This window comes from Curtobacterium sp. MCBA15_001, assembly GCF_001864835.1.
Lineage (GTDB): Bacteria > Actinomycetota > Actinomycetes > Actinomycetales > Microbacteriaceae > Curtobacterium.
Genome location: NZ_MJGI01000021.1, coordinates 22,007 through 35,451, shown reverse-complemented (window position 1 = coordinate 35,451; position 13,445 = coordinate 22,007). Strand labels below are relative to the sequence as shown.

Here is a 13,445-nt window from a genome sequence, read left to right as displayed (position 1 = left end):
CGATCGCCGGGGCCCTTCGTGCGTGCGTGCTAGTTGCGCGAGGTGCTCGCGATGATGGCGAGGATGCGCAGGATCTCGAGGTAGAGCCAGACCAGTGTCACGATGAGGCCGAACGCCGCGGTCCACCCGTAGATGCGAGGGGCGCCGCGCTGGACACCGGTCTTGATCTGGTCGAAGTCGAGGATCAGCGAGTACGCCGCCATGATGACGACGAAGATGCCGATGACCACGCCGAGCGGGATGCCGAAGACGGTCACGCCGAGCAGCCCGAACGCCGTGTTGGTGACACCGGTCCACATGAGGACGAGGTTCACGAGCGAGAAGGCCATGTACCCGACGATCGCCACCAGGAAGAACTTGGTCGCCTTCGGAGTCGCGCGGACCTTGCCCGAGCGGAACAGCAGCAGCGTCACGAAGAAGACGCCGAGGGTGCCGAAGACCGCCTGGGTGACGATGCCCTCGAACGCCGAGTTGTAGTACCCGGAGATACCACCGACGAAGAGCCCCTCGAAGAACGCGTATGCGAGCACGAGCCCGGCGGACGGCTTCTTCTTGAAGGTGTTGACGAGCGCGAGCACGAACCCGATGACCGCGCCGGCGATCCAGAAGATCGGGGGCAGGTTCCATCCGGCCACGGCACCGACCACCAGCACGCCGAACGCCATGAGCGTCTTGACGATGGTGTCCTCGTAGGACATGCGGTCGGTGTCGACCGTGTTGGCCGCCGGGCGGTCGTACATGTACTGCAGCTGCTCGGGCGTCATGCCGGCGGACTGCTGGGGGGTCTGGCCCCAACCGCTCTGCTGCTGCTTCGAGCCGGCGCTCCACGCGTTCCGGCCCGCGTCGTTGAAGGCGGGGGACTGGTCGAAACCGGGCTTGAACGCCATGGTGTCCTCGGATTCCTCTGGTCTGTGGGTCGTACAGGGTGCAGGTCGTGCAGGAGCGGCGGACCGTTCCTTCGTGTCCTCTCAGCCTAGGTCGGCCCCTGCTGGAAAGGCTGGGGATTCGCGGCGAGCGGACGCCGGTGGTGCAACCGGTGACCCGAGCCTAGGGCCGCGTGCTGCGCAAGTGATCGACAGGTGACGAGAGTTCCCCGGGAAACCGGGGGTTGACACGAGTAAACCACGAGCGCGACCATGGACCCGCAACGAAGCAACCGCCAGAAGGAGCCAGCATGACGTTCACCCTCGGCATGGTCGGAGCCGGCCAGTTCGCCAGCCACTTCGCCGTCCTGTTCGACAAGCACCCGGGCATCTCGACCCTGTACGCCACCGATGTCATCCCGGAACGGGCGCAGCAGCTCGTCGACGAGCTCGACCTCGCCGGGACGTTCCCGTCGTTCGAGGACATGCTCGCCAGCCCCGACGTCGACGCCGTGGCGATCTTCACCCAGCGCTGGACCCACGGTCCCCTGGTGCTGCAGGCGCTGCAGGCGGGCAAGCACGTCTACTCCGCCGTCCCGATGGCCACGGCGCAGACGGAGATCGAGTCGATCATCCAGGCCGTGCAGGAGACCGGGCTCACCTACATGATGGGCGAGACCAGCCAGTACAACCCGGCGACCGTCTTCGCCCGCAAGAAGGCCGAGCAGGGTGCCTTCGGCCGGGTCTTCTACGCCGAGGGCGACTACGTCCACGACATGGACCTCGGGTTCTACGACGCGTACAAGTACAGCGGCGGCGACGACTGGAAGGCCACTGCCAGCTACCCACCCATGTGGTACCCGACGCACGCGATCGGCGGCGTCCTCGGTGCCGTGCCGCGCCACGCGACGAGCGTCAGCTGCATCGGCGTCCACGACGACCGCGGCGACGGGGTGTTCGACACCGCGGTGAGCATGTTCGACAACGACTACTCGAACATGACCGCGCTGTTCGAGCTCGACGGTGGAGGCTCGATGCGCATCAACGAGTTCCGACGCGTCGGCTTCCCCTCCTACATCCGCGAGAGCCGCTTCCGTTGGTTCGGCACGGACGGCAGCTTCGAGCAGCTCGTCACGAACTCCGTCTGGCAGGACCGCGACGGCGTCACCGACGTGTCCGACCAGATCGCCAACCGTCCGACCATGGACGAGGACGACCCGCGCCTGGCCGACGTGTCGCCCGCACTGCGCAGCTCCTTCGTGTCCGGACACGCCCCGGTGCACGACGACCTGACCGGGCGGCTCCCGGCCGAGTTCGACTTCGCACCGAACGGCCACGAAGGCTCGCACCAGCTGCTGGTGGACGACTTCGTCACCGCGGTGAACGACGGCGTGCTCCCGCCGGTCAACGCCTGGCAGGCGGCGCGGTACACGCTGCCGGGCCTGATCGCGTTCGAGTCGGCCAAGCGCGACGGCGCGCGGCTGACGATCCCGGACCAGGGCGACGCGCCCGTCGCGGTCGGCGAGCGCCTGCCCGCGGCCGACCGGGTGTCATGATCGACCGGTGACGGACACGAGCGCGGGCGGCCCGACGAGCGCGGGCGGCCCGACGGGCAACCGCGGCGCGACGGGCAACGGCGGCGCGACAGGCAACGGCGGCCCGCCGAGCGCGGCGCAGACGGGCAACGGCCCAGCGAGCGCCTCCCCGCTGGACCGCCCGCGCAAGCCCACCCGCCGCGACGTCGCCCGGCTGGCCGGGGTCTCGGACGCCGTCGTCAGCTACGCGCTGAACGGCGGCGCCCCGGTCGCGGCGGAGACCCGCGCGCGGGTCCTCGCCGCGGTCGCCCAGCTCGGGTACCGCCCGAACCAGGCGGCCCGCGCGCTCCGGTCCGGCTCCGCCCGCACGATCGTCCTCGCCGTGCCCGACGTCGCCGACCCGGTGTTCTCCAACCCGTTCTTCGCCGAGTTCGCCGCGGCCATCGAGTCCGTCGCCCGTGATCGCGGGTACGCGCTCTCGACGACGGCGACGACCTTCGCGCCGGACGGCCTCCGGACGCGGTTCGAGGAGTTCGCGGCCCGCATGGTCGACGGCGTCCTGGTCCTGTCGAGCGGGGTCGCCGACCGCGAGGCCATCGCTCCCGTCGGACTGCCCTGGGTGGACCTGAACGTCTCGGCGGCGCGGGACGGCGTCGCGAGTGTGGGGACCGACCTGCGGACCGGTGCCGGTCTGGCCACCGACCACCTGCTCGACCACGGTCGGACCCGCGTCGCCTTCGTCGGCCAGGCCGATGCCCGAGAACCCCGCCACGCCGGGTGGCTGGCTGCGTGTCGGAGCCGGGGCGTCCCTCCCGGCCGGGTGTTCCCCGGTGGCTACACGCGGGAAGGCGGGTACGCGGCGGGGCTGCAGATCGCCGAGTCGCGCGAGCGGCCGGACGCGGTGTTCGCGGCCTCCGACCGCACCGCGGTCGGTCTGCTGCGGGCGTTCCACGAGCGTGGGGTCCGCGTGCCGGAGGAGATCGCGATGGTCGCGTTCGACGGGTCGTGGGAGGCCGAGTACACCTGGCCGCCGCTCAGCACCGTCCGCCAGCCGGTCGAGTCCATGGCCGAGGCCGCGGTGCGCGCCCTGCTCGACGGCTCGGTCCCGGTGCACCGGGAGTTCCCTGTGGACCTCGTCATCCGGGCGTCGTGCGGGACCCACGGTCCCGACACCGGCGCACACTAGGGTCGGCCGCATGACCGCGCTCGTGATCGCCCACCGCGGTGCCTCCGGGTACCGTCCCGAGCACTCGCGGAGCGCGTACGAGCTCGCGATCGAGCTCGGGGCCGACGCCATCGAGCCGGACCTGGTGCCGACGGCCGACGGCGTGCTGGTGCTCCGCCACGAGAACGAGATCTCCGGCACGACCGACGTGGCCGACCACGCGGAGTTCCGCGACCGGCGCACCACCAAGACGGTGGACGGTCAGCGGCTGACGGGGTGGTTCACCGAGGACTTCACCTGGGACGAACTCAGCACGCTGCGGACGCGCGAGCGCCTGCCGCAGCTCCGACCCGGCTCGGCGGCCCACGACGGCGAGGACCCGATCCTGCGGCTCGAGGACCTGCTCGGCATCCTCGATGCCGCGCCGCGCCGCGTCGGCCTGGTCGCCGAGGTCAAACACGCGACGTACTTCGCCGGCATCGGGCTGCCCATGGGGCCGCTGGTGGACGACGCGATCCGGACCGCCGGGTGGCGTGACGACGGACGGCTCACGTTCGAGTGCTTCGAGAAGGGCGTGCTCCGGGACCTCGGCGCGCGGGGCACGGGTGGTCGGCTCGTGTACCTCCAGGAGGCTCGTGGCAGCGCCGCGGACGAGGTCGCGTCCCACGGGTCCGCGGCTGGGTCCTACGCCAGCGAGCGGACCGACGAGGCGCTGGCGGCGCTCGCGACCGAGTTCGACGGGATCAGCGTCGACCTGGGGACCCTGATGGCCGGCGCGGACCCGGTGGCGGTCGACGACCCGACGCCGGTGCGGTCCCAGGTCGTCGACCGGGCTCATGCGGCCGGGCTCGCCGTCTACACGTGGACGCTCCGTCCCGAGAACCGCTTCCTGCCGGCGCCTCTTCGCCGTGGCGGCGACGTCGCGGCGCACGGTGACTGGGAGCGCTGGTACACCTCGGTGCTGCGGACCGGTGTGGACGGGGTCTTCGCCGACCACGCGGACCTGGCGGTGCGGGCGCGATCGCTCGTCGCGGACGCGACTGGCGGTGTCGGGGGGCGCGCCTAGACTGGGGCGGACATGACGATCGTGCTCGACCCATTCGACTCGACGCCCGAGCCGGGTGCCGGGGAACGCCCCTACGACGACCCGTTCACCGCCGGTCTGAACCCCCAGCAGCAGGAAGCCGTCGAGTACCGCGGCGAGTCCCTGCTGATCGTCGCCGGTGCCGGATCCGGCAAGACCAGCGTGCTCACGCGGCGCATCGCCCTGCTGCTGGCGAACCGCGAGGCCTGGCCCTCCCAGATCCTGGCGATCACCTTCACGAACAAGGCCGCGGCCGAGATGCGCGAGCGCGTCCGTGCCCTGGTCGGCCAGGCGTCCGAGGGCATGTGGATCTCGACGTTCCACTCCGCGTGCGTGCGGATCCTCCGGCGCGAAGCCGAGCGGTTCGGGTTCCCGCAGTCGTTCACGATCTACGACTCGGCCGACTCCCGGGCGTTGCTCAAGCGGATCATCAAGGACCTCGAAGCCGACACCCTCGGGCTGACCGTCGGTGCTGCGGCGTCGAAGATCTCGAAGCTCAAGAACGAGCTGCAGGACATCGACACATACGCGCGCAACATCAACGCGAACGACCCGCAGGAAGTCATGTTCACCGAGGTGTTCCGGCGCTACACGAACGACCTGCGCCGGGCGAACGCCTTCGACTTCGACGACCTGATCGGCCAGACGGTCTTCCTGTTCCGCGCCTTCCCCGAGGTCGCCGCGCTGTACCAGCGCCGCTTCCGCTTCATCCTGGTCGACGAGTACCAGGACACGAACCACGCGCAGTACTCGCTGATCCGCGAGCTCACCCGCCCGGTGCCGGTCGAGCAGGTCGACCGCCTCGAAGACGAAGGCCAGCACGTCGCCCGGATGCGCGAGGCCGACGGGTCGATCGCCGGGGCGTCGCTGACCGTGGTCGGCGACTCGGACCAGTCGATCTACGCGTTCCGCGGTGCTGACATCCGCAACATCGTCGAGTTCGAGCGGGACTTCCCGAACTCGAAGGTCATCCTGCTCGAGCAGAACTACCGCTCGACGCAGAACATCCTCGACGCGGCGAACGCCGTCATCGCCAACAACTTCGACCGGCAGGTCAAGAACCTCTTCACGCAGGTGGGGGCGGGCGACAAGATCGTCGGGTTCACGGGCTACACCGGGCACGACGAAGCGCAGTTCGTCGCCGACGAGATCCAGCGCCTGCACGAGGACGGCACCGACTACCGCGACATGGCGGTGTTCTACCGGACCAACTCGCAGACCCGTGCGCTCGAGGAGATCTTCATCCGGTCGGCGATCCCGTACCGGGTGCTGGGCGGCACCAAGTTCTACGAGCGTGCGGAGATCAAGGACGCCATGGCGTACCTGATCACCGTCGCCAACCCCGCCGACCCGATGGCGCTCCGTCGCGTGCTCAACGTGCCCAAACGCGGCATCGGCGCCGTGACGGAGACCACGCTCCAGCGGTACGCCGACGACCACGACGTCACCATGCGCGAAGCACTGCGGCACGCCGACGAGCTCGGCTTCGGCCCGAAGGTCCGGAACGCGATCACGGGGTTCGCAGCCCTGCTCGACGAGGTCTCGGCCAAGGCCCCGGAGCAGCCCGTCGTCGACACGCTGACGCAGCTCCTCGACGGGTCCGGCCTGCTCGAGCAGCTGCGGAAGTCGCCCGACGCGCAGGACTCCGCCCGCGCGGACAACATCGACGAACTCGTCGCGGTGACGCGCGAGTTCCAGAAGAACAACCCGGACGGCACCCTCAGCGACTTCCTGACCGAGGTCTCGCTCGTGGCCGCCGCGGACGAGCTCGACGACTCGTCCGGAACGGTGTCGCTCATGACGCTGCACACCGCGAAGGGCCTGGAGTACGACGCGGTGTTCCTGACCGGTGTCGAAGAGGACCTGCTGCCGCACCGCATGTCCGCGAACGAACCCGGCGGCCCGTCCGAGGAACGCCGGCTGTTCTACGTCGGCATCACCCGCGCCAAGAAGTCGCTCTTCCTGTCGTTGGCGATGACCCGTGCGCAGTTCGGTGACGTCAACGTGGCGATGCCCTCGCGCTTCCTGCAGGAGATCCCGGCCGAGCTCATCGACTGGAAGCAGTCGCCGGGCATGGCGAACAGCCGCGGGGGCACCGAGCCCCGGGCGCTCAACGCGAAGCGCGACGGCGGCGGCTTCGGTGGTGGCGGTGGCGGGTACCGCGGCGGTGGGGGCTGGGGCGGCGGGTCCTACGACCGCGCTGCCGCAGCGGCGAAGACCCGTCCGAAGACCGAGTGGGCGAACCGCGTCTCCGGGCAGGTCCGCGACAACGGCGACATGGAGCTCGCAGCAGGAGACCGGATCAAGCACGTGGACTTCGGCGAAGGGACCGTGTCGGCGGTGACCGGTCAGGGCGCCAAGCGCATCGCCGAGATCGCCTTCGACGCGGCCGGGCGCAAGAAGCTCCTCATCAAGATCGCCCCGATCGAGAAGCTCTAGCGCTCAGCGCACCATCCGCACGGCCTCGAGCGTGTGCGGGCCGAGGTGCTCTCGCTTCGCCGTGCCGTCGCGCACGAACCCGTTGCGGCGGTAGAACGTCTCGGCGCGCGGGTTGTGCTCGGCGATCCACAGGAACGCGGGTGCCGTGCCCACGGCGTGGTCGAGGAGCGCCTGCCCGATGCCGGTCCCGTACGTGGACGCCAGGACGTAGATCCCCTCGAGTTCTCGGGTCCGTGGTGCGTCGGGTTCCCGACCGGGGCCCGCCGACGCCCATCCGACGACCTCGCCGTCCTGCTCGGCGACGAGCACCTCCGTCATCGGGTCCGCGATGATCGTCCGCCACCGTTCCGCGTACGCGTCGACGCTCCGGGCATCCAGGTACGCCGCCGGCAGCAGGTGCGCGTAGGCCTCCTTCCACGCCTGCACGTGGACCCGGGCGATGCCTGCGGCGTCGGCGAGCACTGCGTGGCGGACGGTCGAGGGTGGCATGGTCTGATCCTGTCGGAACCACCCAGGCGCGCGCGCAGAGCCACGCCCGGGCGTATGCAGGTCGCGTGACAGCGAAGCTTGGTGAGGTTAGCCTTACCTAACATGTCTCCCGTGATCGAGTTGTTCTCCCCCACCACCGCCCAGCGCTACCGCCAGGTCGTCCGAGCGACGGTCGACCGCACTGCGGACCGGGTCGCGCACGTCGACCGCCCGACGACGAGCACCCCGGCCGCGGAACTCCGACGCCGGGTCCGCGCGATCGACCTCGACGCCGCACCACTCGGGACGGACCAGGCGCTCGCGGAAGTCGACGACCTCTTCGTCAGCGAGGCCGTCTGGTTCCACGATCCGGCGTACCTGGCGCACCTCAACTGCCCGGTCGCGCTGCCCGCCGTCGCGGCCGAGGCGGTGCTCGCCGCGGTGAACCCCTCCGTCGACACATGGGACCAGTCACGCATCGGCACCGAGATCGAGCGGCACGTGATCGACTGGGTGGCCGGTCGGATCGGGTTCAACGCCGGTGACGGTGTCTTCACGTCGGGCGGGTCGCAGTCGAACCTGCAGGCGCTCCTGCTGGCCCGAGCAGCAATGCCGTCGGGAACGCCGCCCGTCGTGTTCGCCACCGCCGAGTCGCACTTCAGCGTGCGCCGGTCTGCCCAGCTGCTCGGGCTGCCCGACGACGCGGTCGTCGACGTCCGCACGGACGCGGCCGGTCGGATGCTCCCCGCCGCCCTGGCGACCGCGATCACCGACGCCCGGGCGGCCGGCCGGACCCCGATGGCGGTCGTCGCGACCGGCGGCACCACCGACCGCGGCGTGATCGACCCGCTGCAGCCGATCGCGGACGTGTGCGACCTCGAGGACGTGTGGCTGCACGTCGACGCGGCGTACGGCTGCGGGCTGCTCGTCTCGCCCACCCGTCGGCACCTGCTCGCCGGGATCGAGCGCGCTCGGAGCGTCACGGCCGACTTCCACAAGGCCTTCTTCCAGCCCGTGTCGTCGAGTGCACTCGTCGTGCGGGATCCGGCGGACCTGCGCCGGGCGTCGTGGCACGCGGACTACCTCAACCCGGAGGACGCCGCCGAGCCGAACCAGGTCGACAAGTCCCTGCAGACCACACGACGCTTCGATGCCCTGAAGCTGTGGGCGACCCTCCGTGCCGCCGGCGCAGACGCGCTCGGCCGGGCCTTCGACGCTGTCGTCGACCTGGCGGCCCAGACCCACGCCCTCGTCGCGGCGCACGACGACCTGGTGCTGGTCGCGCCGACGCAGCTGAGCACCGTGCTCTTCCGGTGGCAGCCGGCGGGCATGCCCGACGACGAGGCCGACGCCCTCGTCGGACCACTCCGCGCGGCGCTGCTGGCCGAGGGTCGCGTCCTGATCGCGAAGACCGTGGTGGACGGGCGGCCGTGCAACAAGCTCACGCTCCTGAACCCCGAGACGACGATCGAGCACATGCGCACGTCGTTGGACCACGTGGCCGCGATGGCGGCAGACCTGCGCGCCAGCACGACCGCGACGACCGGAGCGGCACGATGACCGCCACCAGCACCAGCACCAGCGGCACGGGTACCGGCACCGCCGACGTCCTCGACCTGGTCGGCATCGGCATCGGGCCGTTCAACCTGGGTCTGGCATGCCTGTCCGAGCCGCTCGATGACCTCGACGCGGTGTTCCTCGACGTCACCGACGGCTTCGCGTGGCACCACGGCATGATGCTCGACGACGCGACGATCCAGGTGCCGTTCCTGGCGGACCTGGTCACGATGGCCGACCCGACGTCGCCGTGGTCGTTCCTGGCCTGGCTCAAGGAGACCGGCCGGCTCTACCCGTTCTACATCCGCGAGGACTTCCACCCGCTGCGCAGCGAGTACGACGCCTACTGCCGGTGGGCGTCGGACCGGCTCGGCTCACTGCGGTGGGGGCGACGGGTCGTGGCCGTCGAGCACGACGCAGCCGCGGACGTCTTCACCGTGCGTGCGGACACTGCGCACGGACCCGAGACGTACCGCGCCCGACACGTGGTGCTCGGCATCGGCACCGAGCCACGCGTCCCGGAGCCCCTCCGTGACCTCGCGGGCCCGGTCGTGCACTCGGCCGACTACCTGCCGAACCGGGACGCCCTGCGCAGTGCCGGGTCGATCGCCGTCGTCGGCAGCGGGCAGTCCGCCGCCGAGGTGTACCGCGACCTGCTCGAGGACGTGCGCGCCGGCGGCTACCGTCTGGACTGGATCACCCGGTCGCCGCGCTTCTTCCCGATGGAGGACACCAAGCTGACGCTGGAGATGACCAGCCCGGAGTACACCGACCACTTCCACGCGCTGCCCGAGGACGTCCGAGACCGCCTGGGTCGCGAGCAGCGGAGCCTGTACAAGGGCATCAGTGCCGACCTGGTGGACGACCTGTACGACGCGCTGTACCGCCTCAGCGCACGCGGCCCGGTCCCGACGACGCTGCGGACGGAGACGAGCGTCGTCGACGCGACGTGGCTGGCGGACCGCGGGACGTACCGGCTGACGCTCCGCCACGAGCAGCTCGGACGGACGTACGAGCACGAGGTCGAACGCCTGGTCCTGGCGACCGGGTACGCCCGCAGACCACCGCGGTTCCTGGACCCGGTGGAGCACCTCGTCACCCGCGACGCCAGCGGCCGCCTCGCGGTCGCCCGCGACCACCACGTCGACACCCTGGGCGGACGGATCTGGGTGCAGAACGCCGAGGAGCACACCCACGGTCTGACGGCGCCGGACCTGGGGATGGGCGCGTGGCGGAATGCATCGATCCTGCGGTCCGTGACGGGTCGCGCCGTGTGCGGCCTGGAGGACCGGATCGCGTTCCAGGAGTTCGGCCTGCCCGCCGGGGTGGTCGCGTGAGCGCCGCGACCGGCCCAGTCGGGTCGTCCTCCGTCCTGCCGGACCGCGGCTGCCCACCGGAGGGCGCACCGCGCCTCCTGACCGTCGAGCCGGTCGACCCGGCCCGCGACGCCGCGGTCGTCCAGGCCTGGCTCGCCCATCCCGCGTCGTCGTGGTGGGGGATGGCGGACGTGGACGTCGAGGGGGTGCGCACGTACCTGGCCGAGGTGCAGGCGGACCCGGCGCAGGCCGCGTGGCTCGGCCGTCGCGACGGACAGCCCTGCTTCCTGGTCGAGACGTACGACCCCGCTCGCGTGCTGCTCGGCGACGTGTGGTCGGGAGAGCCCGGGGACGTGGGGATGCACCTGCTCGTGGCACCGCCACCGACGGACGGGCGCGTGCACGGTCTCACGAGCGCGGTGATGCGTGCCGCCGTCGAGCACTGCCGCGACGCCCTCGGTGCGACCCGGGTCGTGGTCGAGCCGGACGTGCGGAACAGCGCCGTGCAGGCGAAGAACGCGGAGGTGGGGTTCCGGGCGTTGCGTGAGGTCGACCTGGGCGAGAAGCGGGCGCTGCTGTCCGTCCTCGACACCGGCCGGATCGGCGTGCCGGACGACGACGGACCAGCCGCGCACCTGCGCCCCGAGCACCTCGAGCCGGCCGAGCGGCACCTGGTCGCGAAGGCGATCGCCGAGTTCACCCACGAGCGGCTCGTCTCGCCGGTCACCGACGGGGACGGCTGGCGTCTCGACGCCGGTGCCTCGACCTACCGGTTCCGGGCGCGACGGCACCTGCTGGAGCACTGGGTGGTCGACGAGTCCTCGCTCACCCGGACCTGCTCCGGTACAGCGGTTCCGCTCAGCGCCCAGGACCTCGTGCTCGAACTGCGCGGTGCCCTCGGGATCCCGGAAGAGCTGCTCGGGACCTACCTGGAGGAGGTCGCCTCGACCCTGGCCAGTGCTGCGGCGAAGCACCGTCGGGGTGGCCCCTCCGCCGCGCAGCTCGCCCGTGGTCGGTCGGACGGGGACGTCGTCGCGTCATTCCAGGACGTCGAGTCCGCGATGACCGAGGGTCACCCCGCGTTCGTCGCCGCGAACGGCCGGATCGGGTTCGGGCTGGACGAGTACCGCGCCTACGCCCCGGAGTCGGGTGGACGGTTCCGGTACCGGTGGCTCGGCGCACGCCGAGCGCACACCCACCTGGCGTTGGCCGGGGACCGTTCCGAGGCCGGACACTGGGCGGCAGAGCTCGACCCGGCGACCGTCGAGCGCTTCCGGAGCACCCTCGAGCGGCGCGGTCTCGATCCGGACGCGTACGTGTGGCTGCCGGTGCACCCGTGGCAGTGGCAGCACCGCATCGCCGTGACGTTCGCACCCGACCTGGGCCGACAGGACCTGGTCGACCTGGGCGAGGGGCCGGACCTGTACCAGCCGCAGCAGTCCATCCGCACGGCGTTCAACCGGTCCGCTCCAGGGCGCTCGTACGTCAAGACGGCGTTGGCGGTGCAGAACATGGGCTTCCTGCGCGGGATGTCCCCGGCGTACATGCGGACCACGCCCCCGGTGAACGACTGGGTGGCCGGTGTCGTCCACGCCGACCCGACGCTGCGAGCGCTCGGCTTCTCGATGCTCCGGGAGCACGCTGCGATCGGGTACGCGGGTGACGCGTACCACCGGGTCGACGTGCCGTCGCCGCAGCGGAAGATGCTCGCCGCACTGTGGCGGGAGAGCCCGGTGCCGCAGCTGGCGCCCGGTGAGCGGCTGCTCACGATGGCCGCGGTGCTGCACCGCGACGCGGCCGGTCGGTCCGTCGCCGCGGCACTGGTCGGCGAGTCCGGGCAGACGGCGGCGGACTGGGTCCGCGGGTACCTCCGTGCCTACCTGCTGCCCGTCGTGCACTGCCTGACCGTGCACGACCTCGCCTTCATGCCGCACGGCGAGAACCTCGTGCTCGTCGTCCGTGACGGCGCGGTCGTCCGCGCGGTGATGAAGGACGTGGGCGAAGAGGTCGCGGTGCTGGGGGACCGGGCGGTCCCGGCCGGCACCGAGCGGATCGTGCACCCGGTCGACGATGCCGAGGCGGCGCTCGCGGTGTTCACCGACGTGTTCGACGGGGTGCTGCGGTTCCTCGCGGCGGTGCTCGACGACGACGGGGTCCTGCCGGCGGCGCGGTTCTGGGAGCTCGTCGGTGCGACGGTCGACGAGCACGCCCAGGCGCACCCGGACCGACGGGCACTGGACCTGCGTGCCCCGACGTTCGAGCACTCCTGCCTCAATCGCCTGCAGCTCCGGAACACGCTGTCGATGGTGGACCTGGCCGACCAGTCGTCCTCGCTCATCCGCGCCGGGGAGATGCCCAACCCGATCGCACGGGGCTGAACCCGGCTACGGCTGCAGGCGCGTCGCGGTCCAGGTGCCGTCCGCGCCGAGCACGTACTGCAGACGTCGGTGCATCCGGTCGCGGCTGCCGTGCCAGAACTCGACCGAGGTCGGCTCGAGCCGCCAGGCCAGCCACGCGGCGGGACGCGGCACGTCCTCGGACGCGTCGAGCAGGGCGTTCGCGTCGTCGATGAGGTCCTGCACCGTGCCCGAGAGCGGTGCGGACTGGTCGGCGACGGCGGTGGCGGCGCGGGACTTCGGCGAGCGTGCGGCGAACAGGTCGTCGGACTCCTGGTCGGAGAGCTGCACGACGCGGCCCTCGAACCGCAGCTGCTGCATCGTCTCGCGCCAGTAGACCTGCAGCGCGGCGGCCGGGTCTGCCGTGAGCTGGCGGCCCTTCGGGCTGAGCGACGACGTGCCGAACACCAGCCCGCGGTCGTCGATGGTCTTCACGTCGACCGTCCGCGCGGTCACGGCGCCGTCGGCCGCGGTCGCCAGGGTCATCGACATCGGTTCGGAGACGTCGCCGTCCTGCGCGTCGGCGACCCAGGTCCGCGCCACCGTGAACGGTGATGCGGGCGGGGCGTCGAACTCGGGGAAGGCGAAGGAGGTGTCACCGGAGAGCGGAGCGGAGGCCATG

The 13,445-nt window shown here is 71.3% G+C and carries 10 protein-coding genes; 7 read left to right on the top strand and 3 right to left on the bottom strand.

The genetic code is table 11. From position 1 onward, the window contains the following. Positions 1-29: 29 nt before the first annotated feature. On the bottom strand, positions 30-887 hold the full coding sequence (locus tag BIU90_RS06585) for a Bax inhibitor-1/YccA family protein (RefSeq protein WP_071299444.1): 858 nt from the start codon (positions 885-887) through the stop codon (positions 30-32). Between the two features lie 287 nt (positions 888-1,174). Here BIU90_RS06585 and BIU90_RS06580 point away from each other — a divergent pair, with 287 nt between their 5' ends. The 4 genes from BIU90_RS06580 to BIU90_RS06565 are packed head-to-tail and all read left to right on the top strand — an operon-like array spanning position 1,175 to position 7,086. Further along, complete coding sequence (locus BIU90_RS06580) at positions 1,175-2,419, top strand: Gfo/Idh/MocA family protein (RefSeq protein ID WP_071299443.1); 1,245 nt, start codon at positions 1,175-1,177, stop codon at positions 2,417-2,419. Positions 2,420-2,426: 7 nt separating this feature from the next. After that, on the top strand, positions 2,427-3,584 hold the full coding sequence (locus BIU90_RS06575) for a LacI family DNA-binding transcriptional regulator (RefSeq protein WP_254786966.1): 1,158 nt from the start codon (positions 2,427-2,429) through the stop codon (positions 3,582-3,584). Between the two features lie 10 nt (positions 3,585-3,594). Then, entirely contained in the window at positions 3,595-4,629 is a 1,035-nt protein-coding gene (locus tag BIU90_RS06570) for a glycerophosphodiester phosphodiesterase family protein (RefSeq protein ID WP_071299442.1), read from the top strand. 12 nt (positions 4,630-4,641) lie between these two features. Then, positions 4,642-7,086: an ATP-dependent helicase gene (locus BIU90_RS06565; protein WP_071299441.1), complete on the top strand. Its 2,445-nt coding sequence runs from the start codon at positions 4,642-4,644 to the stop codon at positions 7,084-7,086. 3 nt (positions 7,087-7,089) lie between these two features. Here the strand turns inward: BIU90_RS06565 and BIU90_RS06560 are convergent, their stop codons facing one another. After that, positions 7,090-7,575: a GNAT family N-acetyltransferase gene (locus tag BIU90_RS06560; protein ID WP_071299440.1), complete on the bottom strand. Its 486-nt coding sequence runs from the start codon at positions 7,573-7,575 to the stop codon at positions 7,090-7,092. Between the two features lie 102 nt (positions 7,576-7,677). Here BIU90_RS06560 and BIU90_RS06555 point away from each other — a divergent pair, with 102 nt between their 5' ends. Genes BIU90_RS06555 through BIU90_RS06545 form a run of 3 tightly spaced genes read left to right on the top strand, consistent with a single transcriptional unit; the run spans position 7,678 to position 12,805 of the window. After that, positions 7,678-9,114: a pyridoxal-dependent decarboxylase gene (locus tag BIU90_RS06555; RefSeq protein WP_071299439.1), complete on the top strand. Its 1,437-nt coding sequence runs from the start codon at positions 7,678-7,680 to the stop codon at positions 9,112-9,114. Beyond that, positions 9,111-10,448 carry a lysine N(6)-hydroxylase/L-ornithine N(5)-oxygenase family protein gene (locus BIU90_RS06550; RefSeq protein WP_071299438.1) on the top strand — a complete coding sequence of 446 codons (1,338 nt, stop codon included), beginning with the start codon at positions 9,111-9,113 and terminating at the stop codon, positions 10,446-10,448. Before BIU90_RS06555 ends, BIU90_RS06550 begins: the two co-directional genes overlap by 4 nt. After that, positions 10,445-12,805, top strand: a complete 2,361-nt coding sequence (locus BIU90_RS06545) for a GNAT family N-acetyltransferase (RefSeq protein WP_368086270.1) — start codon at positions 10,445-10,447, stop codon at positions 12,803-12,805. Before BIU90_RS06550 ends, BIU90_RS06545 begins: the two co-directional genes overlap by 4 nt. 6 nt (positions 12,806-12,811) lie before the next feature. Here BIU90_RS06545 and BIU90_RS06540 read toward each other — a convergent pair whose 3' ends face one another. Continuing rightward, positions 12,812-13,444 carry a pyridoxal 5'-phosphate synthase gene (locus BIU90_RS06540; protein ID WP_071299437.1) on the bottom strand — a complete coding sequence of 211 codons (633 nt, stop codon included), beginning with the start codon at positions 13,442-13,444 and terminating at the stop codon, positions 12,812-12,814. Position 13,445: the final 1 nt, after the last annotated feature.

Coding starts and splice junctions, on each gene's coding strand:
- BIU90_RS06550 (WP_071299438.1), top strand. CDS start 9,111: ATGACCGCCACCAGCACCAGCACCAGCGGCACGGGTACCGGCACCGCC.
- BIU90_RS06585 (WP_071299444.1), bottom strand. CDS start 887: ATGGCGTTCAAGCCCGGTTTCGACCAGTCCCCCGCCTTCAACGACGCG.
- BIU90_RS06570 (WP_071299442.1), top strand. CDS start 3,595: ATGACCGCGCTCGTGATCGCCCACCGCGGTGCCTCCGGGTACCGTCCC.
- BIU90_RS06560 (WP_071299440.1), bottom strand. CDS start 7,575: ATGCCACCCTCGACCGTCCGCCACGCAGTGCTCGCCGACGCCGCAGGC.
- BIU90_RS06540 (WP_071299437.1), bottom strand. CDS start 13,444: ATGGCCTCCGCTCCGCTCTCCGGTGACACCTCCTTCGCCTTCCCCGAG.
- BIU90_RS06555 (WP_071299439.1), top strand. CDS start 7,678: ATGTCTCCCGTGATCGAGTTGTTCTCCCCCACCACCGCCCAGCGCTAC.
- BIU90_RS06565 (WP_071299441.1), top strand. CDS start 4,642: ATGACGATCGTGCTCGACCCATTCGACTCGACGCCCGAGCCGGGTGCC.
- BIU90_RS06580 (WP_071299443.1), top strand. CDS start 1,175: ATGACGTTCACCCTCGGCATGGTCGGAGCCGGCCAGTTCGCCAGCCAC.